This is a genomic window from Pseudomonas baltica (assembly GCF_014235765.1).
Taxonomy (GTDB): Bacteria; Pseudomonadota; Gammaproteobacteria; order Pseudomonadales; family Pseudomonadaceae; genus Aquipseudomonas; species Aquipseudomonas baltica.
Window position 1 is genome coordinate 1,517,181 of the sequence record NZ_JACMYH010000001.1, and the last position, 21,647, is coordinate 1,538,827.

The 21,647-nt window shown below is 63.5% G+C and carries 21 protein-coding genes; 11 read left to right on the plus strand and 10 right to left on the minus strand.

The genetic code is table 11. From position 1 onward, the window contains the following. The first annotated feature begins 83 nt into the window (after nt 1-83). Nucleotides 84-1,847, plus strand: coding sequence for a bifunctional diguanylate cyclase/phosphodiesterase (locus tag H7993_RS06730; protein ID WP_185793866.1), 1,764 nt, complete (start codon nt 84-86; stop codon nt 1,845-1,847). A gap of 4 nt (nt 1,848-1,851) precedes the next feature. Here the strand turns inward: H7993_RS06730 and H7993_RS06735 are convergent, their stop codons facing one another. From H7993_RS06735 to H7993_RS06775, 9 genes are all read right to left on the minus strand, one after another. Continuing rightward, nucleotides 1,852-2,223 (minus strand): hypothetical protein, encoded by a 372-nt coding sequence (locus H7993_RS06735; RefSeq protein WP_122479186.1) that lies wholly within the window; start codon nt 2,221-2,223, stop codon nt 1,852-1,854. After that, nucleotides 2,220-2,582 (minus strand): helix-turn-helix domain-containing protein, encoded by a 363-nt coding sequence (locus tag H7993_RS06740; RefSeq protein ID WP_185793867.1) that lies wholly within the window; start codon nt 2,580-2,582, stop codon nt 2,220-2,222. Before H7993_RS06740 ends, H7993_RS06735 begins: the two co-directional genes overlap by 4 nt. Nucleotides 2,583-2,699: 117 nt before the next feature. Further along, nucleotides 2,700-3,146 carry a YkvA family protein gene (locus tag H7993_RS06745; RefSeq protein WP_185793868.1) on the minus strand — a complete coding sequence of 149 codons (447 nt, stop codon included), beginning with the start codon at nt 3,144-3,146 and terminating at the stop codon, nt 2,700-2,702. A gap of 269 nt (nt 3,147-3,415) precedes the next feature. Beyond that, nucleotides 3,416-4,177 (minus strand): BamJ family beta-barrel-assembly machinery protein, encoded by a 762-nt coding sequence (gene bamJ / locus H7993_RS06750; protein ID WP_122479189.1) that lies wholly within the window; start codon nt 4,175-4,177, stop codon nt 3,416-3,418. Between the two features lie 158 nt (nt 4,178-4,335). Beyond that, nucleotides 4,336-5,271 carry a pca operon transcription factor PcaQ gene (pcaQ, locus tag H7993_RS06755; RefSeq protein WP_185793869.1) on the minus strand — a complete coding sequence of 312 codons (936 nt, stop codon included), beginning with the start codon at nt 5,269-5,271 and terminating at the stop codon, nt 4,336-4,338. Between the two features lie 80 nt (nt 5,272-5,351). Continuing rightward, on the minus strand, nt 5,352-5,714 hold the full coding sequence (gene nirD, locus H7993_RS06760) for a nitrite reductase small subunit NirD (protein WP_122713184.1): 363 nt from the start codon (nt 5,712-5,714) through the stop codon (nt 5,352-5,354). After that, entirely contained in the window at nt 5,714-8,275 is a 2,562-nt protein-coding gene (gene nirB / locus H7993_RS06765) for a nitrite reductase large subunit NirB (RefSeq protein ID WP_185793870.1), read from the minus strand. The genes nirD and nirB overlap by 1 nt, the downstream gene beginning before the upstream one ends. A 269-nt stretch (nt 8,276-8,544) precedes the next feature. Further along, complete coding sequence (locus H7993_RS06770; RefSeq protein WP_185793871.1) at nt 8,545-12,324, minus strand: bifunctional nitrate reductase/sulfite reductase flavoprotein subunit alpha; 3,780 nt, start codon at nt 12,322-12,324, stop codon at nt 8,545-8,547. Nucleotides 12,325-12,587: 263 nt separating this feature from the next. Then, complete coding sequence (locus tag H7993_RS06775; RefSeq protein ID WP_185793872.1) at nt 12,588-13,073, minus strand: TlpA disulfide reductase family protein; 486 nt, start codon at nt 13,071-13,073, stop codon at nt 12,588-12,590. Between the two features lie 101 nt (nt 13,074-13,174). Here H7993_RS06775 and arsC point away from each other — a divergent pair, with 101 nt between their 5' ends. The 9 genes from arsC (at nt 13,175) to H7993_RS06820 (ending at nt 20,457) form a co-directional block, all read left to right on the plus strand. Beyond that, nucleotides 13,175-13,528: an arsenate reductase (glutaredoxin) gene (arsC, locus tag H7993_RS06780; protein WP_185793873.1), complete on the plus strand. Its 354-nt coding sequence runs from the start codon at nt 13,175-13,177 to the stop codon at nt 13,526-13,528. Beyond that, nucleotides 13,525-14,130, plus strand: a complete 606-nt coding sequence (gene wrbA, locus H7993_RS06785) for an NAD(P)H:quinone oxidoreductase (protein ID WP_185793874.1) — start codon at nt 13,525-13,527, stop codon at nt 14,128-14,130. The genes arsC and wrbA overlap by 4 nt, the downstream gene beginning before the upstream one ends. A 51-nt stretch (nt 14,131-14,181) precedes the next feature. Then, nucleotides 14,182-14,922 (plus strand): type I pantothenate kinase, encoded by a 741-nt coding sequence (locus H7993_RS06790; protein ID WP_185793875.1) that lies wholly within the window; start codon nt 14,182-14,184, stop codon nt 14,920-14,922. Between the two features lie 13 nt (nt 14,923-14,935). Next, nucleotides 14,936-15,607: a DNA-3-methyladenine glycosylase I gene (locus H7993_RS06795; RefSeq protein ID WP_122479199.1), complete on the plus strand. Its 672-nt coding sequence runs from the start codon at nt 14,936-14,938 to the stop codon at nt 15,605-15,607. Nucleotides 15,608-15,929: 322 nt separating this feature from the next. After that, nucleotides 15,930-16,994 carry an ABC transporter substrate-binding protein gene (locus H7993_RS06800; protein ID WP_122479200.1) on the plus strand — a complete coding sequence of 355 codons (1,065 nt, stop codon included), beginning with the start codon at nt 15,930-15,932 and terminating at the stop codon, nt 16,992-16,994. A 167-nt stretch (nt 16,995-17,161) separates the two neighbouring features. After that, nucleotides 17,162-18,004 (plus strand): ABC transporter permease subunit, encoded by an 843-nt coding sequence (locus H7993_RS06805; protein WP_122479201.1) that lies wholly within the window; start codon nt 17,162-17,164, stop codon nt 18,002-18,004. Then, on the plus strand, nt 17,991-18,788 hold the full coding sequence (locus H7993_RS06810) for an ABC transporter permease (protein WP_122479202.1): 798 nt from the start codon (nt 17,991-17,993) through the stop codon (nt 18,786-18,788). The genes H7993_RS06805 and H7993_RS06810 overlap by 14 nt, the downstream gene beginning before the upstream one ends. A 1-nt stretch (nt 18,789) precedes the next feature. Next, nucleotides 18,790-19,779, plus strand: a complete 990-nt coding sequence (locus H7993_RS06815) for an ABC transporter ATP-binding protein (RefSeq protein ID WP_185793876.1) — start codon at nt 18,790-18,792, stop codon at nt 19,777-19,779. A 24-nt stretch (nt 19,780-19,803) separates the two neighbouring features. After that, the gene (locus tag H7993_RS06820; protein WP_122479204.1) at nt 19,804-20,457 is read left to right on the plus strand and encodes an HAD family hydrolase; all 654 of its coding nucleotides are present in this window, start codon (nt 19,804-19,806) and stop codon (nt 20,455-20,457) included. On the opposite strand, the gene H7993_RS06825 is transcribed toward H7993_RS06820, so the two are convergent. Further along, nucleotides 20,445-21,041 (minus strand): tRNA-uridine aminocarboxypropyltransferase, encoded by a 597-nt coding sequence (locus H7993_RS06825; protein ID WP_185793877.1) that lies wholly within the window; start codon nt 21,039-21,041, stop codon nt 20,445-20,447. The genes H7993_RS06820 and H7993_RS06825 overlap by 13 nt on opposite strands. A 147-nt stretch (nt 21,042-21,188) precedes the next feature. Here H7993_RS06825 and H7993_RS06830 point away from each other — a divergent pair, with 147 nt between their 5' ends. Continuing rightward, a complete protein-coding gene (locus H7993_RS06830) occupies nt 21,189-21,647 on the plus strand; it encodes an FAD/FMN-containing dehydrogenase (RefSeq protein ID WP_185793878.1) in 459 nt (152 codons plus the stop codon).

The following is a 21,647-nucleotide window of genomic DNA, read 5'->3' on the forward strand; positions in this document are numbered from 1 at the left end:
GCGGGTCTTTTTTTGCGTCTGGCCCGCGGCTTTCGACCCGTTCGCGCGACCGGCCAGCACGACATTCAGCAAGGTAGGAACCGATGACCGTCATAGAACAGCTCAGCGCCCTGGACACCATTCTTGCCCAAAGCGGTGTGCACTGCTTGTTCCAGCCGATCGTGTCACTGTCGCAACGGCAGATACTGGGCTTCGAGGCATTGAGCCGGGGGCCTTCGAACAGCCCGTTGCATTCGCCCATCAATCTGTTCGCGGTGGCACGCCAGGCCGGTCGGCTCAACGAGCTGGAAGTGATGTGTCGGGAAACCGCCTGCCGCCGTTTCAGCGAACAGCGCCTGGACGGCAAGCTGTTTCTCAACGTCTCGCCCGAGTCGCTGCTCGAACCGCTGCACGAGGACGGCCGCACGTTGCAGCTGTTGCAGCGCTACGGCATCAGCCCGAGCCAGGTGGTCATCGAACTCACCGAGCAGACTCCTACCGACGATTTCCAACTGCTGTTCAACGCCCTGCATCACTACCGCGCCATGGGCTTTTCGATTGCCCTGGACGATCTGGGTGCAGGCTATTCAAGCCTGCGCCTGTGGTCCGAGCTGCGTCCGGACTACGTAAAGATCGACCGACACTTCATCGACGGTATTCACCAGGATGCGCTCAAGCGCGAATTCGTCGGTTCCATTCTGCAGATCGCCAAGGCTTCCCGGGCCCAGGTGATCGCCGAAGGCATCGAGCTGGTCGAGGAGTTGCTGGTATTGATCGAAATGGGTGTCGACCTGGTCCAGGGTTATCTGCTCTGCCGCCCTCAGGAACAGCCGCCACGGGACGCACGTGGGCTGGTCCCGCGGCTCGAGGACGGCAATCCGCCGCTTGGCGACAACGGCAGCGACCTCGCACCGTTGATCATCGAGCAGGCTGCGGTGCATCGCGATACGCCGACTCAGCAGGTCCTGGAAGCCTTCCGGCTGCAGGCCAACCTGAACACCCTCGCCGTCGTCGACGGCGAGCGGCGCCCGTGCGGCATCGTTCATCGGCACTCGCTGTCCGATGCATTGCTCAAGCCATTCGCCACCGAGCTGTTCGCGCGCAAGCCGATCAGTCGATTGATGAGCAATGATTTTCTGGCAGTGGACTGCAAGCAATCGCTGCAACAGGTCAGCCGTTTGCTCACCGGGCGTGCGCGGCAGCGCATCGAGGAAGACTTCATCGTCATCCAGGGTGGGTGCTACCTGGGGCTGGGCCGGGTCATCGACGTGCTCAAGCTGATCACCGAGCTGAAAATCCAGCAAGCCCGGCATGCCAACCCCTTGACCCTGTTGCCTGGCAACGTGCCGATCCAGCAGTGCCTGACCCGTGTGCTGGAACAGGGCCGCGAGGCGATCATCTGCTATGTGGACATCGACAACTTCAAGCCCTTCAACGACACCTATGGCTACGCACGTGGCGATGAGGTGCTGCTGTGCCTGGCCCAGTGCCTGAGCGAGCGCGTGGATCCGAGCCGGGACTTCGTCGGCCACATCGGTGGCGACGATTTCATCCTGGTCATCAGTCCGGCCGACTGGTGCCGGCGCCTGAGTCAGTTACAGGAAGACTTCCAGCACCAGTGCCGGCGCTTCTATCGCCCCGAGCATCTGCAAGCAGGCTGTTTTCTGGCCACGGATCGTCGCGGCGAGCAGCAACGATTTGCCCTGCTGTCGCTGTCTATCGGCGTGGTTCATTTGCGGGCCGAGGCCTGTAGCCTCATGGATGGCAGTCAACTGGCGGAAATGGCTTCGCAGGCCAAGCACCTGGCCAAAGAGGTCCTGGGGTCCAGTGTGCACGTGATCGACACGCAGCTCGCCGAGTCGGCCTGACGACTCAGGTCGTCGTAGTGGGCGGGTAGATGTATTCGAACACCCGCGCCACTTCCGAAGCGTGCCACGAGGCGGCGGCAACGCCATCCGACGGTCCACAGAAACGTCCGAGTTTTTCCGCACACTCGAAAAACCCGGTACGCGGCAGGCGGCTGGCGCCCTGGCTGATCACCAGCGAGCTGCGCAGTGGCTGATCGGCGCGGGCGTCGATCATGGCCAGGTATTCGAGTGCCGCCGTCAGTGTCTGCATAGCGGGCGTGGGCAATTCCAGGCGTTCGAGCAGCGCGCGGTAGGTGAGCAGGTGACGCTGGCGGCGAGCGTGGTCCAGCTCGCCGAGCAGGCCGTCCCATTGCTGCCGACTGATGCGCACGCTCACGAGCGGGTGCTCCAGCCCGGCACCCCCAACTCCCAGGCGAGGCTGCGGCGAATGGCGGCATCCGGCTCCCGCTCGCCGGTTTCGATCATCGACAGGTAGGAGGGACTGATGCCCACGGCGCGCGCCAGGCTTTCAAGCGGCAGGCCCTGCGCCTCGCGCAGTTCGCGCAGACGCTCGAAGCCAGGCGGGGGCGCGAGCGGCGCAGCGCCGACAGGGTCGGCAGCAGGCTGCGAGGCTGCGACGTCGGCAGAGGCGCCGACCGGGTTGACCGCAGCTGCAGCAATCAACCGCTGATACTCGTCCCATGGCACGACCGCATACTCCGGCTGGCCGTCGCGGCTGATCACTTGAACCCCCATTGCATCCTCCCGCCCGATGAGCGCGCACATCGGACGATGCGAGCGTAATGGCGGAATGTTAACAGGGGATTGCCGACTCCGGGGCGTTAACTGCGCGCCAAAGCCAGCGGGGCGGATTCAGCGGTGGGACTTTTCCAGTTCCAGATCCTTCTCCGAGGCTGGCAGGCATTCGAGCACGCGCAGTTTCTCCGGCGACTGACGCTGACGCCAGGCACGGAACGCATCGAGTTCCCCGGACAGGGTCTTCATTACCCAGGCCAATACGGCAATGTCGTCGAGCATGCCGACACCGATCAAAAAGTCGGGGATCGCATCGATGGGGCTGACGAAATAGACCAGTCCGGCAACGATGGACACCAGTGCCTTGGGGCTGATGCTGCGGTACTCGCCGCGCCAGTACGCAAGGCACAGGGCCTGCAGCAGTTGCACGTCCTCTTTCAAAGCGCCCAACCGGTAGCCCTTGCCCTTGCGTGCCACGGCGAAGATCAGGGCCGGCAGACGGCCTCGACTCAGGACACGTTCGGCGATGGGCAGGAAACGAGTGAAATTCCAAGGTGCTTTCATGAGCCCTCCGGTGCCGAATGATGGTTTGAGGTTATCCACAGTATTTGTGGATAACCTTGTGAACAGAGCCGCTTTTCGCGCCTGACCTGCCCGGTTTTCAAGGGCTGAGGTCAAATCGGGCGTTTTTTACTCACACAAAAAACCCACGAAAATCCTTGACGCAGCGTTCTGAAAACAGCTACTGCCGCTTCCTTTAAGACCCATTGGCACAGACCCGGTTCAAACGAAAACGCCCCGTCGAGACGGGGCGTTCCGGGAAACGAAACAGCTTACTTGGCGGGTGCTGCTTCTTCGACTTCGGCGTCGTCGGTTGCAGCTTCAGCGTCAGCGGCAGCCTTGGCTGCGTCCTTGATGGCGATCAGCTCGAGGTCGAACACCAGCACCGAGTTGGCTGGAATGGTCGGGCTCGGGCTCTGCGCGCCGTAGGCCAGATCAGCCGGAATGAACAACTTGACCTTCTCGCCCACGTGCATCAGTTGCAGGCCTTCGACCCAGCCCGGGATCACGCCGCTGACCGGCAGATCGATCGGCGCGCCGCGCTCGATGGAGCTGTCGAAGACCTTGCCGTCGATCAGCTTGCCTTCGTAATGAACGGTAACCACATCGGTCGGCTTGGGCTGGGCGCCTTCGGCCTTCTTGATGACCTGGTACTGCAGGCCGGAGGCGGTAGTGACCACGCCGTCTTTCTTGGCATTGTCCTCGAGGAACTTCTTGCCGGCGGTCTGCGCCTCGGCGTTCATCTTGGTCATGCGTTCTTCGGCGCGTTTCTGCAGATCGGCAAAGGCTGCGACCAGGTCGTCGTCCTTGATCTTCTGCTCTTTCTTGCCGACGGCGTCTTCGATACCCAGGGCAACGGCCTTGGAGTCGAGATCGTCCATGCCTTCCTGAGCCAGGCTCTTGCCCATGTTCAGGCCGATACCGTAGGAAGCTTTCTGCGCCGGGGTTTTGAGCTCGACGCTGGTCTGGGAATCGCAACCTGCGAGGACCAGGGTGACCAAGGCAACTGCCGCCGCCAACCGATGCTGTTTCATGCTATTTCCTTGTTCATGCGCCATAAGGGCAATCGAATGAGGCCGCGAGCTTATCAGGCGGCCACGACCAATGGCTACCGGCATGAGAGAGGCAAAAAGACGATAAGTTCAGGCCAGCAAAAGGAAAGTGGTGCGGCAGCGGCTGGATGAAACATGTGTCACGCAGGGCTGGGTGCCTGGCCGTAGTGCGCAGCCACTTCACGCACCACCTCGCACAGCCACTGCGCCGGCAAGGCCAGCGGCAGCGCGGCGTTGCGGCAGATACCCACCGAACCACCCGGCTCGTGCACGCCCAGATCCAGTTCGCACAGTTGGCCGGTGGCGATATCGCGCTGCACCGCATCGCGCGGGGCCACCCAGATGGCGTCACTGCTTGCAACGTAGCGTCGACTGAGGGTCGGTGAAAGCGTTTCTAGACGTTGCGCCGAGGGCGTGATGGCGCATTGCACGAACAAACTGTCGGCATGCTTGCGAATAGTCGTACCGGCCAGCGGCAGCACCCAGGGGTAGCTGCCGACCTGTTCGGCGCTCAGCGGGCGCATCTGCAGCAGCGGATGCGCCGGACGCACGACCAGCGTCATGGATTCGCTGTACAGGTGTTCGAACGACAGACCCTGGATCTGCGGGCTGTCGGTCATGCGGCCGATCACCAGGTCCAGTTCGCCGACGTGCAGTTGCGCCAGCAGATAGGCACCCGGCCCGGTCGCCACGCTGACCACCAAGGCGGCGTGGCGTTCGTGCAGGCGGCAGAGTACTTCGGGCAACAGCTGGCTTTCCACGGTCGACAGCACGCCGATGCGCACCTGGGGGGCTTCTTGGGGCTCGCCGCGCAGGCTGCTGACGCCGTCGCGCAAGGCCTGCACGCAGGGCCCGGCATAACGCATGAAGCGCACGCCAGCGGCGGTCAGTTCGACGCCGCTCTTGTCGCGGTCGAACAGGCGGGTCTGCAGCAGGTCTTCGAGTTCCTTGAGCGTCTTCGAAATCGCCGGCTGGCTGATGGACAGGCCATCGGCAGCCTTGGCGAAGCTGCCCTGGCGGGCAATTTCGAGAAAGCACAGCAGGTGGCGGAATTTGATGCGGCTGTCGAGGTTCATGGCGCCAATCGTAGCATTGGGCCATGGGGTTTGCTTTGGCAGTGAGGGCCCATTCGCAGGCAGAGGCCCGCAAGACCACCCTAGACCCTGCCAATCTCCACCCGATCACCATTGAAGCGCACCGGCCACACCCTGATGCCCTGCTCCGGCGCCTCCAGGCAGCGCCCGTCGCTGAAACAGTAATGCTGCTTGTACAGCGGCGCAGCCACCACCAGCTCGCCCTGCAGATACCCGACGATGCCACGCCCCAGCACATTGGCGCCCGAGCGCGGGTCATGGTTGTCGATGGCGTGCAGCACCCTGCCCTCGCCCGCGTCGGGAAGGTAGAAGACTGCCACCTGGTCGCCGTCCAGCCATACCACTACACCGGAATTGGCGATCAAGTCCGCTCGATCGCACACTGCTTGCCAGTCCATCGCTTGCACCGCCTTGGCCGCCTGCATCACAACACCTCCTCCATCACCGGGATCAAAGTGACCACATCGCCCGCCTGCGCTGGGCGACGCTGGCCACGTTCCTTGACGAACTGCACACCCGGGTCCGCGCGCTTGTCGTTGACGAAGGTGCGGAAGCGCTTGAGCTTTTCCGGATCCTTCAGGGCATTGGCCCATTCACATTCATAGTGATCGACCACCCGCTGCATCTGCGCTTCGAGTTCGGCGCCCAGGGCCAGGCTGTCCTCCAGCACGACCTGCTTGAGGAACTCCAGCCCGCCCTCCAGGCTTTCGCGCCACACCGAGGTGCGCTGCAGCTTGTCGGCGGTACGGATGTAGAACATGAGGACGCGGTCGATGTAGCGAATCAGCTGTTCATCGTCAAGATCGGTGGCGAACAGTTCGGCGTGCCGCGGACGCATGCCGCCGTTGCCGCACACGTAGAGGTTCCAGCCCTTCTCGGTGGCAATCACGCCGATATCCTTGCTCTGCGCCTCGGCACATTCGCGGGTGCAGCCGGAGACGGCGAACTTGAGCTTGTGCGGCGAGCGCAGGCCCTTGTAGCGATCCTCGATGCGCAAGGCCATGGCCACGCTGTCCTGCACGCCGTAGCGGCACCACGTGCTGCCCACACAGGATTTCACGGTACGGGTCGACTTGCCGTAGGCATGACCGGTCTCGAAGCCGGCTTCGATCAGCTCGCTCCAGATCTCCGGCAACTCGTGCAACTGTGCACCGAACAGGTCGATGCGCTGGCCGCCGGTGATCTTGGTGTAGAGGTCGTATTTCTTCGCCACCACACCGATGGCGATCAGCTTGTCCGGGGTTATCTCACCACCCGGAATGCGTGGCACCACCGAGTAGGTACCGTTCTTCTGCATGTTGGCCATGAACGTGTCGTTGGTGTCCTGCAGCGGCACCAGCGAGGGGTCCATGATTGGCTGGTTCCAGCAGGAGGCGAGGATGTTGCCGACAGTGGGCTTGCACACGTCGCAACCTACTGCGCCGCGACCATGGCGGGCGAGCATGTCTTCGAAGCTGGCGATGCCCTCGACACGGGCCAGGGCATAAAGCTCGGCGCGGGTGTAGGCGAAATGCTCGCACAGGCTCTTGTCGACGCTGACGCCGCGGGCAATCAGCTCATGTTCGAACACCTGCTTGAGCAGCGCGGCGCAGCCGCCGCAACCGGTGCAGGCCTTGGTCTGGGACTTGAGCGCCGACAGGTCGCCACAGCCTCCATCGATGGCAGAACAGATCGCCCCTTTGCTGACGTTTTGGCAGGAGCAGATCATGGCGGTGTCCGGCAACGCATCGGCGCCCAGCACGGGCGCACCGTCGGACAAGGGCAGGATCAGCGTCGAAGGGTCGGCCGGCAAGGCGATGCCGTTCTGGGCATATTGCAGCAAGGTGTCGTAGTAACTGTTGTCACCGACCAGCACAGCGCCCAGCACCTGCTTGCCGCTGGCGTCCACCACCAGACGACGGTAGCTGGCGTTGGCTTCGTCGATGAAACGGTAGCTCTTGGCGCCCGGCGTAATGGCATGGGCATCACCAATGGAGCCGACGTCGACGCCCAACAGCTTGAGTTTGGTCGACATGTCGGCGCCGCTGAACGCCACCGGTGCCTCCCCGGCCAGCTCACAGGCGACGTTGCGGGCCATGCTGTAGCCTGGCGCCACCAGGCCGAAGACGCTGCCGTTCCACGAAGCGCATTCGCCGATCGCATACACCGCCGGGTCGCTGCTGCGGCAGTGCGGGTCGATGACGATGCCGCCGCGGGCGGCGATCTCCAGCCCGCAGGCGCGGCCCAGCGTATCCTGGGGACGAATGCCGGCGGAGAACACGATCAGGTCGGTTTCCAGAAACTCGCCGCCGTCGAAGTTCATCCGGTAGCGATGGGTCTCGCCAGCCTCGACGTTCTGCGTGGCACGGGAGGTGTGCACGCCCACACCCAGTGCTTCGATGCGCGCACGCAAGGCAGCGCCGCCGTCGACGTCCAATTGCACGGGCATCAGACGCGAGGCGAATTCGACCACGTGAGCTTCCAGCCCGAGCGACTTCAAGGCATTCGCCGCTTCGAGGCCAAGCAGACCGCCGCCGACCACCACACCACGGCGCGCACCGCACGCGGCTGCACGAATGGCGTCCAGATCGTCCAGGGTGCGATAGACCAGCCGTGCGTTGCCTTCGCAACCTGGAATCGGTGGCACGAAGGGGAACGAGCCGGTGGCCAGTACCAGCACATCGTAGCCGTGCCGCCCAGTGGCGGTGACCACTTCGCGCGCCTGGCGGTCGATCTCGAGCACCGGCTGGCTCAGGTGCAGGGTGACGCCGTGCAGGCCATACAGCTGAGCATCGCCCAAGGCCAGGGTTTCGGCACACGAGCCGCCGAAGTATTCGGACAAGTGCACTCGATCGTAGGCGCGCTGGCGTTCTTCGCCGAAGACATGGATCTCGTAGCGATCGACCGCGCTGCGCTCGATCAGCTGCTCGACACAATGATGACCGACCATGCCGTTGCCGATAACGATGAGCTTCTGCCGGGGCCTGAGGTTCACGAGCGCATTCATAGGTATCTCCAAGCGGGTCACGGTGTCCTGACCCTCGGGCAAAAAAAAACGCCTGGAGCGAATGCTCCAGGCGCCTTTGCCTGATGGTCGAATTGAGGTTGTCCGGTAGGGTGATCGTCGTTGATCACCGGGACTTGGCCAAGGTGAAAGCAGATTGCGTGCCAGGGTGGTTTGGTGTGTGTCAGGTAGGGCCTTTCCGCGGGCAGAAGGCTCGCCGCGAAGAAGCCCTCACTGACAACAAGACCCATCCCAGTGCACCACGCACCGTTTCAGTACACATCCCGCACGTAGCGCTTGTCGCGACTGAGCTGCGCCATATAAGCCTCGGTCTGTACCTCGCTCATGCCGCCGTGCTCGGCCACTACCTGCCGCAGCACCGAATCGACATCCTTGGCCATCCGGCTGGCATCCCCGCAGACATAGAAATGGCCACCTTGCTGCAACCATTGCCAGACCTGGGCACCCTGCTGGCGCAGGCGGTCCTGGACGTAGATCTTTTCCGCCTGATCCCTGGAGAACGCTGTATCGAGCCGATGCAGATGGCCGCTGCGCAGCCAGGCGTGCAGCTCGTCGCGGTAGTAGAAGTCGCTGAGCTCGCGCTGCTCGCCGAACAGCAGCCAATTGCGTCCGCTGTGGCCGAGCGCCTGCCGCTCGTGGAGGAAGGCGCGAAACGGCGCTATGCCCGTCCCCGGCCCGACCATGATCATCGGCGTGTCGGCTTGGCTGGGTACGCGAAACCCGCTGGCCTTGTGCACGAAGATCGGTACCAGCGCGGCCGCCGAGCGATCTGCCAGAAAACCCGAACACACCCCGCTGCGCACGCGCTCGTTGCAGTGATAGCGCACCGTCGACAGGGTGATGTGCACCTGCTGCGGGTCGGTGCGGGCACTCGAGCTGATGGAATACAGCCGCGGCTGCAGCGGCTTGAGCAGGCCAAGCAGTTCCTGCGTGGTGAGTGTGACGGGAAAGGCGTCGAGCAGGTCGATCAGTTGCCGACCCCACAGCCATTGCTGGAGCTCACCGGCGCGGTCGGGCGTGAGCAGCGTGGCCAGCAGCGGGTCGGCGCAGCGCTGGCCAATGAACGCCAACCACTGCGGGGTGATGCGGGTAATGTCCAGATGCTTGTGCAACGCCACCGCCAGCGGCTGTTCGCCCTGCCCCTTGAGCATCACCCGCTCGCTGCTGTCCAGGCCCAGGCACGCCAGCAGTTCCTCGACCAGGCTCATGCAGTTGCTCGGCCACACCCCAAGCGCATCGCCCGCCTCGTACACCAGCCCGCTGTCCTTGAGGTCGAACACCACATGGCGAACTTCCTTCTCGGTGCCCGGCGCATTGAGCACCTGATTGTGCAGGACCCGCGCCAGCCATGGCCGCTTGCGGGTGTACAGCGGCGGGACCTGAGTCGCCAATGGGGTCGTTTCGCCAAGCGGGGCGCCCGCCAGCAGCAGGCCAACGGCCTGGGTCCACTGCTCGGCAAGCTCCTGATCGTCAGGTTCGCACTCGACGCGGGCCAGCAGGCGCTGCCCACCCAACTGCTGCAGGCGTGCGTCCAGCTTGCGGGCGAAGCCACAGAACTGTCCGTAACTCGAATCGCCCAGCGCCAGTACCGCGTAGCGCAGGTCCGAGCAGGGCTCGATGCCCTCGGCCTGCAGCTGCGCCCACAGGCGCACCGCGTTGTCGGGTGCGTCGCCGTCGCCGAAGGTGCTGGTCACCAGCAAGACGTCGCGCGCCGCCAGCAGGTCGGCGGTGGTGATCTCGTCCATGCCGCGCAGCAGCACCGGCGCGCCGCGCTCGCGCAGGGTCTGCACGCAGCGCTCGGCGATGGCTTGCGCGTTGCCGGTCTGCGAGGCCCAGAGCACCAGGGTCCCCGCTTGCCCGGCAAGCGGCGCAACCGCCTCGGCCAGCGCTGGGTCGAGGTCGTGCAGGGTGATCTTCGGCGAGCCGACCCGTTGCAGGGCCACGGCCGCGAATTTGAACGCGGGCTGTTGCGACAGCGGATCGCTGGCGTCGCTGGTCAAGGCATTGATGGCCAGGTCGCTGCCGTAGACATCGCTCCAGTGAAACGGCGCGAAGCAATTGCCTGGCCGCACTCGGTCGCTGATGCGTGCCGGCAATACCGCCTGGCCGCGCCGCGAGCGGACCTGCACTTGATCAGCCTCGCCGATGCTCAGGCGCTCGGCATCGTCGGGGTGGATTTCGATGAACGGGCCAGGGTCGAGCTTGTTCAGCGTAGCGACCTTGCCGGTCTTGGTCAGGGTATGCCACTGGTGCTGCAGACGGCCGGTATTGAGCACCATCGCGAACTGGCCGTCGGGCAGGTCGGCGGGCGGCAGATGCGGACGGGCGAAGAAGCGTCCGCGCCCGCTGGCGGTGGGAAAGCGCGGCCCGGCATCGGTCAGGTAGCGAATCGGGCTGCGCGGAGCGTCCTGGCCAGGCGCAGAGGGCCATTGCCTTGGCTGCTTGCGCAGTTGCGCATAGCTTGCGCCGCGGATGTCATAGCCGCTCTGCGGATTGTCGAACCGTTGCAGCTCTTCATAGACCTGCTCGGCGCTAGCGTAGTCGAAGCCTTCGGCGAAGCCCATGGCGCAGGCCACCCGGGCGATGATCTGCCAGTCGGCCAAGGCCTGTCCCGGTGCGTTCACGGCCTTGGGCATCAAGGTCATGTTGCGCTCGGAGTTGATCATCACCCCTTGCGCTTCGGCCCACAGCGCAGCCGGCAGCAGGACGTCGGCGTAGCGGTTGGTTTCGGTATCGAGAAACGCATCCTGGGTGATCACCAGTTCGGCGGCCTGCAAGCCCTCGATCACTTGCCGGCGGTTGGCGACACTGGCCACCGGGTTGGTGCAGATGATCCAGCAGGCCTTGATCGCGCCCTCGCCCATTTGCCGGAACAGGTCGATGGTACCGGCGTTGCCTTCCTTGCGCAGGCTGCCGGAAGGGATGTTCCAGAGCCGCTCGACATGGGCCCGGTCCGCGTCCACCAGCAATGAGCGCTGGCCGGGCAGACCAGGCCCCATGTAGCCCATTTCGCGTCCGCCCATGGCATTGGGCTGGCCGGTCAGGGAAAACGGCCCACTGCCCGGACGGCAGATGGCGCCCGTGGCCAAGTGCAGGTTGCACAGCGCATTGGTGTTCCAGGTGCCCTGGATACTCTGGTTCAGCCCCATGGTCCAGCAACTCATCCAGTTCGCCGCGCCACCGATCCACTGCGCGGCCTGACGGATCGCCCCTTCATCGAGGCCGGTGATCTCGGCGACCCGCGCCGGCGTGTAGTCGGCCAGAAACGCTGGCAATTCCTCCCAGCCTTCGGTGTGTGCCGCGATGAACGCAGGGTCGGTAGCGCCATCGGCATGCAACAGGTGCAGCAAGCCGTTGAGCAAGGCCAGATCGGTGCCCGGCTCGATCTGCAGAAAGAGGTCGGCTTTGTCGGCAGTGGCAGTACGTCGCGGGTCGACCACGATCAGCCTGGCCCCTGCCTTGAGACGGTCCAGCAGGCGCAGGAACAGAATTGGATGACAGTCGGCCATGTTCGCGCCGATCACCAGGAACACGTCGGCGTGGTCGAAATCATCATAGGAGCCGGGCGGGCCATCGGCACCCAACGACAGCTTGTAGCCGCTCCCCGCACTGGCCATGCACAGCCGCGAGTTGGACTCGATGTGCCGAGTGCGAACGTAGCCCTTGGCAAGCTTGTTGACCAGGTACTGGGCTTCCAGCGACATCTGCCCGGAAACATAGAAAGCCACTGCATCCGGGCCATGCTCATCGAGGATCTGCCGCAAACGGCCACCGGCGTCCGCAATGGCCGCGTCCATGCTCGATTGCACCGGCTCGTGGTCGCGCCCGTGGCGCACGTAGGCATGCTGCATCCGGCCCGGGTCAGTCAGCGGCTGGGCACAGCTGCTGCCCTTGGTGCACAGACGCCCGGCGTTGGCCGGGTGCTGCTTGTCACCGCTGACCTTGACCACCCGATCGTTCTCGACGGTCATGACGATACCGCAGCCCACCCCGCAGTACGGGCACACGCTACGGACAGAAGTGCGGGTCATCGGCGTTCCTCGCTGCTGGCTACAAAACAAAAACGGCGCCGGCTGCCTTCGCTCATCAGAGCGGGCAGCACGGCACCGTTGTCGTGTGGGGGCAATCGGCATCGATTGCATTGTGTGCGAGGGTGCTTGCAATCCATGCGCCACAATCAATGGCGCGCTTCAGGGCTGAGATTCAGGAGATTGCCCTGTGCAACGGACCATAGAGGAAACCGCAAAATGCACTTTTACCGAGCGCGTCGCACCAGCGGTGGGCGATCGGCGTGTCAGCCTTCGCCGCGCTGCAGGGCTATCAGGCGCGCCTTGATGCCGGCGGCGGTCTGCTCACCGAGCAACTGGTCGCGCACCTTGCCTTGGGCGTCGATGATATAGGTTACGGGCAAGGCCTGGCTGCGGGGCAGCTCGAAGCGCGGTGCCGGATCCTGAGCCAGCACCGTGAAGTCGATTCCCAGGGTCTTGGCAGCGGCGCTTAATTCGTCGCCCTGCAGGTTGTCGAAGTTCACCCCGATCACGCGCACGCCCTGCCCTTCCAGGCTCTGCGACAGTGCATTGAGTTCGGGGATCTCGCGGCGGCACGGCCCGCACCATACGGCCCAGTAGTTGATCACCAGCCATTGTTTGTCCAGCGTCTTGGCGCCGACCTGCGTGCCATGCTGATCGGGCCCGTAGTCGCCGCCGCAACCGCCCAGCAGCAGGGCGCCCAGCAACAGGCCAGCCAGCGGCGCGATGTGGGTCTTGATACGCCAGTTCATGGGTCTATCCTTCCTTATTCCTGAGGCCATGCGAAAAAGGCGACCGAATACCGCCACGTGGTTAGAATACCCGCCACTGGATGCCGGAGGCGACTTTTCCCATGACCCAACTGACCCTTTACCACAATCCGCGCTGCTCCAAATCACGCGCGGCGCTGGAGCTGCTGCACGCCCGCGGGCTTGCGCCCGTCGTGGTGCTCTATCTGGAAACGCCTCCCGATGCGGCCACCTTGCACGCCCTGCTGGGCAAGCTGGGCGTCAGCGCCCGGGCCTTGCTGCGCACCGGCGAAGAGGAATACAAGACCCTGGACCTGGCCGACGCGACGCTGGGCGAAGAACAACTGGTGCAAGCCATGGCCAGCCACCCGAAACTCATCGAGCGTCCGATTCTGGTCAACGGTGAGCGCGCGGTGATCGGCCGGCCACCGGAAAACGTACTGGAGATTCTGTCGTGAACACACCTTACATCCTGGTGCTCTATTACAGCCGCCACGGCGCGACCGCCGAGATGGCCCGACAGATCGCCCGCGGCGTCGAGGCCAGCGGTCTTGAGGCACGTCTGCGCTGCGTGCCGGCGATCTCCACCGAGTGCGAGGCCGTCGCACCGTCAATTCCCGAGCAAGGCGCGGTATACGCCAGCCTCGACGACCTGAAGAACTGCGCCGGCCTGGCCTTGGGCAGCCCGACGCGCTTCGGCAACATGGCCGCGCCGCTCAAGTACTTCCTCGACGGTACCAGCAGCCTGTGGCTCAGTGGCGATCTGGTCGGCAAGCCGGCCGGGGTATTCACTTCCACCGCGAGCCTGCACGGCGGCCAGGAAACCACCCTGCTGTCCATGCTGCTGCCCTTGCTGCACCACGGCATGCTCGTCACCGGGCTGCCCTATAGCGAGTCGGCACTGGTGGAAACCCAGGGCGGCGGCACCCCGTATGGCGCCAGCCACCACGCCGGTGCCGACGGCAAGCGCCTGCTCGACGAGCACGAAAAGACCCTTTGCCGGGCGCTGGGCAAGCGTCTGGGCCAGACCGCACAACTGTTGAGCACACCGCGTGGCTAAGTTGAATCTCGGGTTGAATCGCAGGTTGAATCGCACGATGGCGGGTCACGCTTGAGTATCCACACCTACACCAAGTACCCCGCCACGGCCCTCGGCGACGAGTCGCCGCTGGCCTGGATCAGTGAACACATCCACCAGCACTATCTGGGCCATCGGCACACCTTCGTGGTGGCCATCGCCGGCAGCGTCGCCGTGGGCAAGAGCACCCTGTCCACGCTGCTCAAGGAGCGGTTCGAGCGCTGGCCGCAAGCACCGCGGGTCGAGGTGGTCAGCACCGATGGTTTTCTGTATCCCAACCGGATTCTGGAACAGCGCCAGTTGATGCCACGCAAGGGCTTCCCGGAAAGCTATCGCACCGACGACTTGAAGGCGTTTCTGCATGACCTCAGGCAAGGTGCGCGCGGTTTGCAGGTGCCGGTCTATTCCCAGGTGCTCAAGGACATCGATACGCACTTCCACCTGATCGACCAGCCCGACATTCTCATTCTGGAAGGCCTGAACATCCTGCAGCTGGACCACGCCCACGACTTTTCCATCTACCTGGATGCGCCTACTGCGGACATTCGTCACTGGTACATGGAACGCTTCATGAGCCTGACCACTCTATCGGGCGACGCTGCACAGGCGCGCGCCGACTATTTGTGGGAAGAGGTCAACCTGAAGAACCTCACGGAAAACATCCTGGTGACCCGCGATCGGGCGCAGATGATTCTGCACAAGGCACCGGACCACCGCATCGACGAGGTCTGGCTGAGCGAAGGCGACCTGCCCGTGCATTCATCCAGCAGTTGAGGACACCGGTTCCATGCATGACTACAAGTGGCTGAACGAGTACTGCCTGAATCGCTTCGGCTCGCAGAAAGCGCTGGAAGCGCGTTTGCCGACGGCCAAGTCTGCGGCGCAGCTGCGCAAGATCAGCGCCGACCGCTACCTGTCCACCATGGCCCTGAGGGTCTTCCGCGCAGGCTTGAAGCACAGCCTGGTCGACTCGAAATGGCCTGCCTTCGAAGAGGTGTTCTTCGGCTTCGATCCGGAGAAAATCGTGCTGATGGGCGCCGAGCGCCTGGAACGGCTGATGCAGGACACGCGCATCATCCGCCATTTCGGCAAGCTCAAGAGCGTGCCGCGCAACGCCCAGATGATTCTCGACGTGGCCATGGAACACGGCAGTTTCGGTGACTTCATCGCCGATTGGCCGGTAGAGGACATCACCGGGCTATGGCAGTACATCGCCAAGCATGGCAACCAGATGGGCGGGTTGTCGGCGCCACGCTTCCTGCGCATGGTGGGCAAGGACACCTTCATTCCCAGTTGGGACGTGGTAGCGGCACTGAGCGCCCAGGAGATCGTCGACAAGGTGCCCAGTTCCAAACGCGATCAGGCGGCGGTCCAGGCGGCCTTCAATCAGTGGCATGCCGAAAGCGGTCGACCGATGTGCCAACTCTCGGCGATGCTCGCCTTTACCGTGAACCACTGATGCACTGATGCATCCGTTTGGTTGCAGGGCCCGGCTCGCGGTCCTGCTACCCTGCTCTCCTGCTTTCCTGCGGCCGCCTGTCCGTGCATACGCTTGTGTACATGTCCGCTTGCAACTGCCTTTCCTTAGCACCGATCGAAGCGGCAAATCTCGTCTACGCTTAGCCTCCAAGGGCACGACTGCCCTCGGCATGCCTGTGGCCGACGTGCTCGACGTCAAAATGTCATGAGCGTCACCTACGTTGGCTCGGGTATTGCTGAATCCAGATCAATCCAGTCGTCGACAGTCCCCTCGTTTCGATAGGCGCCCATAGGAGCACCGGATGAAAAAGCTTTTCCTGGCCACACTGTTAGGTTCGAGCATCGCGTTGTGCAACCTGGCTTCAGCCGCAGATACCGATCTGCAAACCCTTGAAGCCGCGGCCAAGACCGAAGGCATGGTCAACAGCGTCGGCATGCCCGACGCCTGGGCCAACTGGAAGGGCACCTGGGACGACCTGGCCAGCAAGTACGGCCTCAAGCACATGGACACCGACATGAGCTCGGCGCAAGAGGTGGCTAAGTTCGCTGCCGAGAAAGACAACGCCAGTGCCGATATCGGCGATGTCGGTGCAGCATTTGGCCCCATCGCCACGAAACAGGGCGTGACCCAGGCCTACAAGCCTTCCACCTGGGCGCAGATCCCCGATTGGGCCAAGGATGCCGATGGCCACTGGATGCTGGCGTACACCGGCACCATCGCGTTCATCGTCAACAAGCAACTGGTCAAACCCGAAGATGCCCCGAAAAGCTGGGCAGACCTGAAGAACGGCAAGTACAAGGTGGCCATCGGTGATGTAAGCACCGCGGCCCAGGCAGCCAATGGCGTGCTGGCGGCGGCAATCGCCTTCAAGGGCGATGAAAGCAACCTGGCGCCGGGCCTGCAACTGTTCACCGAACTGGCCAAGCAGAAACGCTTGTCCCTGGCCAACCCGACCATCCAGACCCTGGAAAAAGGCGAGATCGAAGTGGGTGTGGTCTGGGACTTCAATGGCCTGAGCTATCGCGACCAGATCGATCCGAAACGCTTCGATGTGCTGATCCCTTCGGATGGGTCGGTGATTTCCGGCTACACCACCATCATCAACAAGTACGCCAAGCACCCGAATGCCGCGAAGCTGGCCCGCGAGTACATCCTCAGCGATGCCGGGCAGATCAATCTGGCGCGCGGCTACGCCCGGCCGATCCGTGCCGACCACATCAAGCTGCCGGATGATGTCGCGGCCAAGCTGCTGCCGGCCGAGCAGTATCGCCATGTCACACCGATCAAGAATCCGGACGTCTGGGAAGCAAGCTCCAAGGCCCTGCCCCAGCAGTGGCAGGAACAGGTGATCTTCGAAATGCAGTGATCGCCTGAAGTGCATCAGGTAGGGCCTCTTCGCGGGCAGAGACCCGCTCCCACAGGGGCAAGAGCGTCAATCCCTGTGGGAGCGGGTCTCTGCCCGCGAAGAGGCCTCCTCCGATCCTCCTGACACCCTGACACGCTGACACCCCGCAACCCCGGAGCCATGCAATAGTGACCACCCCCACCCGCGGCAGAACCCTGGCCCTGCTCCTCCTAGTGCCCTTCGCCCTGTTCTTCTTCGTCTTCCAGATCGCTCCACTGGCGTGGGTGGCCATCCACAGCGTGCAAACCGACGCCGGTTGGAGCCTGGACAACTTCAGCAAGGCCTTCGGCTCGCGGTTCTATCGCCAGGCCATCCAGTTCAGCCTGGAAATCAGTTTCTGGTCGAGCCTGTTCGGCATCGTCATCGCCGTCATCGGCGCCAGCTCACTGCGCCGGGTCGACTCGCGGCTACGGGATTTCGTCAGCGCCTTCGCCAACATGACCAGCAACTTTTCCGGCGTACCGCTGGCGTTCGCCTTCATCATCCTGCTGGGTTTCAATGGCGCGATAACCATGATGCTCAAGCAAAGCGGCCTGATCGACGATTTCAACCTGTACTCCAAGACCGGCCTGATCATCACCTACACCTATTTCCAGATCCCGCTGGGCGTACTGCTGCTCTACCCCGCTTTCGACGCGTTGCGCGAAGACTGGCGCGAGTCCGCCGCCCTGCTCGGGGCCAACGGCTGGGCCTACTGGCGCCACATCGGCCTGCCGGTGCTGACCCCTGCGCTGCTGGGCACCTTCGTCATCCTGCTGGCCAATGCCCTGGGTGCCTACGCCACGGTGTACGCGCTGACCACCGGCAATTTCAACGTGCTGCCGATCCGCATCGCCGCCATGGTGGCCGGCGACATCAGTCTGGACCCCAACCTGGCCAGCGCCCTGGCCATGATTCTGGTGGGGCTGATGACCCTGGTCACCCTTGTCCATCAATGGCTGTTGCGCAGGAGCTACCATGTCGCGCGCTGAACTCGACGCACCCGGCCTCTACCACCGGGCCGTGGTCTGGCTGCTGTTCCTGATTCTGCTGCTGCCGTTGGCCGGTACCCTGCTGTACTCGGTCGCCACCAGCTGGTCGGCATCGATCCTGCCCAGCGGGCTGACCTTCAAGTGGTACCTGCAGCTGTGGGGCGACCCGCGATTCCTCCAGGCCTTTGGCCAGTCGCTGGTGGTCTGCGTCGGTGCGCTGGTGCTGTCGGTGCTGGTGATCCTGCCGCTGCTGTTCGTGGTGCACTACCACTTTCCGCGGCTGGATGCGCTGATGAACATTCTCATCCTGCTGCCCTTTGCCGTGCCCCCGGTGGTGTCTTCGGTAGGCCTGTTGAACCTGTACGGCTCGGGACCGCTGGCCATGGTCGGCACACCCTGGATCCTGATCGGCTGCTATTTCACCGTGGCCCTGCCGTTCATGTACCGCGCCATCACCAACAACCTGCAGGCGATCAACCTGCGCGACCTGATGGACGCAGCGCAGCTGTTGGGCGCCAGCACGTTCCAGGCGGCTGTTCTGGTGGTGCTGCCCAACCTGCGCAAGGGCCTGATGATCGCCCTGCTGCTCTCGTTCTCGTTCCTGTTCGGCGAGTTCGTGTTCGCCAACCTGCTGGTGGGCACCCGCTACGAAACCCTGCAGGTCTACCTGAACAACATGCGCAACAGCAGCGGCCACTTCAACAGTGCGCTGGTGATCTCCTATTTTCTTTTCGTGTTGCTGCTCACCTGGGGTGCCAATCGCTTGAACAAGGACAAAGACTGATATGAGCTTCGTCAGCGTCGAAAGACTGGATAAGCGCTACGGCACTACCGAAGTATTCAGCGATATCAGCTTCACCGTCGAGCGAGGGGAATTCATCACCCTGCTCGGGCCCTCCGGCTGCGGCAAGTCGACCCTGTTGCGCGCCATTGCCGGGCTGACCCCGATCAATGCCGGCACAATCCTGCTCAATGGCCAAAACCTTGCTCCGCTTGGCCCGCAGAAGCGCGATATCGGCATGGTCTTCCAGAGCTATGCCCTGTTTCCCAACATGAACGTGGAACAGAACGTCGCCTTCGGCTTGCGCATGCAAAAGGTCAAGGGCGCCGAAAGTACCCGCCGCGTGGCCGAGGTACTGGCGCTGGTGGAGCTGGGTGAGTTTGCCGGGCGCTATCCCCATCAGTTGTCCGGCGGCCAGTGCCAACGGGTCGCCCTGGCCCGCTCGCTGGTCACCCGCCCGCGCCTGTTGCTGCTCGACGAGCCCCTGTCGGCCCTGGATGCACGTATCCGCAAGCACCTGCGCGAGCAGATCCGGCAGATCCAGCGGGAACTGGGTCTGACCACGATTTTCGTCACCCACGACCAGGAAGAGGCGTTGACCATGAGCGACCGCATCTTCCTGATGAACAGGGGCCGCATCGTCCAGAGCGGCGATGCGCAAAGTCTGTACACGGCGCCGGTCGATGCGTTCGCTGCCGGTTTCATCGGCAACTACAACCTGCTCGATGCCGCCCAGGCCAGCGCCCTGCTGCAGCGGCCGATCCACACCCGCGTGGCGATTCGCCCGGAAGCCATCGAACTGGGGATTGACGGTGCCCTGGACGGCGAGATCCGCAGCCATAGCCTGCTGGGCAACGTGATCCGCTACCGGGTGCAGGCCCACGGCGTGCAGCTGCTGGTGGACGTGCTCAACCGCACGGCCGCCGACCTGCTGCCCGACGGCCAAAGGGTGTCCCTGACGATTGGGCCCGACGCACTTTGTGAGGTAGCCTGAGCGTCTTTCCACGGGAGGTTCCACATGGCTCTAGCGATTTTCGATCTCGACGAAACCCTCATCCACGGCGACTGTGCTTCGCTCTGGAGCGAGCAGATGGGTCGCCTCGGCTGGGTCGATCCCGAGTCCTTCATGCGCCGCGACCACGAGCTGATGCAGGCCTACAACGAGGGTCGGCTGGCCATGGAAGACTACATGGCGTTCAGCCTGGAGCCGATGCTCGGGCGCACGCCGGAAGAGGTCGAACACCTGGTCGAGCCGTGGGTGGAAGATTTCATCGAGCCGATCATTTTCAGCGACGCCACCCGCACCATCGCCGCCCACCGCGCGGCCGGTGACCGCATCCTGATCATTTCCGCCTCGGGCATTCACCTGGTCGGGCCAATCGCGGCGCGGCTGGGCGTCGACGATGTGCTGGCCATCGAGCTCGAGCTCAAGCACGGCACCTACAGTGGCAATACGGTGGGCGTACTGACCTACCGCGAGGGCAAGATCAAGCGCCTGCGCGAATGGATGCACGACGAGGGTGAAACCCTGCAAGGCGCAAGCTTCTATTCGGATTCACGCAACGACCTGCCGCTGCTGCTGGAAGTACCGTCGCCTCATGCGGTCAACCCCGACCCGGTGCTGCGCGAGCATGCCGAAAAGGCCGGCTGGCCGATCCATCAATGGCGCTGATGGTTGCGCCGATAGACCTCTTCGCCCATGGCAGCGATCTGCCCGTCGATGAGCGCGTCGAAGGGCTTGAGCAATGCCTGGAAGGATGCCGGTGATTCGAGCACTTCCAGCGCCTGGGTGATGGCTTCGAGGGTCGATAGCGCGCCGGGGCCGGGTGCCTTGCGCAAGCGATAGCGCGAAGGCTCGGCGCCTGCCAACTGAACCCTGGGCAAGGCGGCCAGTGGTGGATTGAGGTGCAGCAGTTTGCGCGCCTTGCGCCAGGTACCATCCGGTACCACCAGTAGCCTGGGCTGGGCGCAGGGCTGGTAAGCGCTCAATGCTTCGCTGTGTTCCCCGGGAAACAGCAGGCAGGGCTGATAGCCCGGCTGGGCCAGCCACCGGGGCAGGTCTTGGAACACCTCGCCGACCCTGATCTCACAGTTTTGCAGGCCCAGTGCGGCCAGACGCGCTGTGTTCAAGGCATGATCAACCTCGCTGGGGTGCTGCAGGATCAGCACCCGAGTGTGGCTGGGCAGGTTCGGGATCAGGGCGCACAGGCACTGTGCAAGGGGGCGATGGCAGCGAGAGCATTGGGGTCTGGACATGCGCAATTGTGCCACGGCGCCGCGAACAGGCAACACCTTGCTCGATCGACCAGCACGGAAAAAGTCACCCAGGGTGCCGCTAAACCTTTGTACCCACGTGGCCGATCCGCTCTAATGTAAACCCCACTGTCCCAGGACCTTGCCGCAATGAAATACTGCTGCGCATTACTTCTCAGCTTGCTTTCTCTTACTGCCCAGGCCACGGAGATCGGTGAACGCCTGGGTCCGTGGACCCTGCTCGACCAATTCGAACAACCCTACTCGCTCAGCGACCAGACCCAGTTGATCATCGTCGCACGCAGCATGGACGCCGCCCAGTTGATGGGGACTGCCATGGAGAAGCGGCCCAAGGAGTTTCTCGAATCACGGCATGCGGCCTACATCGCGGATATCGAGCACATGCCTTCGGTGGCCAAGTGGATCGCCATGCCGGGCATGAAGAAACTCAACTACCGCATCCTGCTGGACGAAGAAGGCCGGGTGGCGCCGCGCTACAACGGCGACCGCGAAACCGTGCAGTGGCTGGAACTCAAGGATGGCGTAGTGGTGGACATCAAGACCTTCAATGACCCGCAGCAACTGGCCAGCGCGCTCTCGGCGCGCTGA

Excerpts from the sequence above, each read along its gene's own strand:
- H7993_RS06730 (WP_185793866.1), top strand. The coding sequence starts at position 84 with ATGACCGTCATAGAACAGCTCAGCGCCCTGGACACCATTCTTGCCCAA.
- H7993_RS06740 (WP_185793867.1), bottom strand. The coding sequence starts at position 2,582 with ATGGGGGTTCAAGTGATCAGCCGCGACGGCCAGCCGGAGTATGCGGTC.
- H7993_RS06745 (WP_185793868.1), bottom strand. The coding sequence starts at position 3,146 with ATGAAAGCACCTTGGAATTTCACTCGTTTCCTGCCCATCGCCGAACGT.
- bamJ (WP_122479189.1), bottom strand. The coding sequence starts at position 4,177 with ATGAAACAGCATCGGTTGGCGGCGGCAGTTGCCTTGGTCACCCTGGTC.
- pcaQ (WP_185793869.1), bottom strand. The coding sequence starts at position 5,271 with ATGAACCTCGACAGCCGCATCAAATTCCGCCACCTGCTGTGCTTTCTC.
- nirD (WP_122713184.1), bottom strand. The coding sequence starts at position 5,714 with ATGCAGGCGGCCAAGGCGGTGCAAGCGATGGACTGGCAAGCAGTGTGC.
- nirB (WP_185793870.1), bottom strand. The coding sequence starts at position 8,275 with ATGAATGCGCTCGTGAACCTCAGGCCCCGGCAGAAGCTCATCGTTATC.
- H7993_RS06770 (WP_185793871.1), bottom strand. The coding sequence starts at position 12,324 with ATGACCCGCACTTCTGTCCGTAGCGTGTGCCCGTACTGCGGGGTGGGC.
- H7993_RS06775 (WP_185793872.1), bottom strand. The coding sequence starts at position 13,073 with ATGAACTGGCGTATCAAGACCCACATCGCGCCGCTGGCTGGCCTGTTG.
- arsC (WP_185793873.1), top strand. The coding sequence starts at position 13,175 with ATGACCCAACTGACCCTTTACCACAATCCGCGCTGCTCCAAATCACGC.
- H7993_RS06795 (WP_122479199.1), top strand. The coding sequence starts at position 14,936 with ATGCATGACTACAAGTGGCTGAACGAGTACTGCCTGAATCGCTTCGGC.
- H7993_RS06800 (WP_122479200.1), top strand. The coding sequence starts at position 15,930 with ATGAAAAAGCTTTTCCTGGCCACACTGTTAGGTTCGAGCATCGCGTTG.
- H7993_RS06810 (WP_122479202.1), top strand. The coding sequence starts at position 17,991 with ATGTCGCGCGCTGAACTCGACGCACCCGGCCTCTACCACCGGGCCGTG.
- H7993_RS06815 (WP_185793876.1), top strand. The coding sequence starts at position 18,790 with ATGAGCTTCGTCAGCGTCGAAAGACTGGATAAGCGCTACGGCACTACC.
- H7993_RS06820 (WP_122479204.1), top strand. The coding sequence starts at position 19,804 with ATGGCTCTAGCGATTTTCGATCTCGACGAAACCCTCATCCACGGCGAC.
- H7993_RS06825 (WP_185793877.1), bottom strand. The coding sequence starts at position 21,041 with ATGTCCAGACCCCAATGCTCTCGCTGCCATCGCCCCCTTGCACAGTGC.
- H7993_RS06830 (WP_185793878.1), top strand. The coding sequence starts at position 21,189 with ATGAAATACTGCTGCGCATTACTTCTCAGCTTGCTTTCTCTTACTGCC.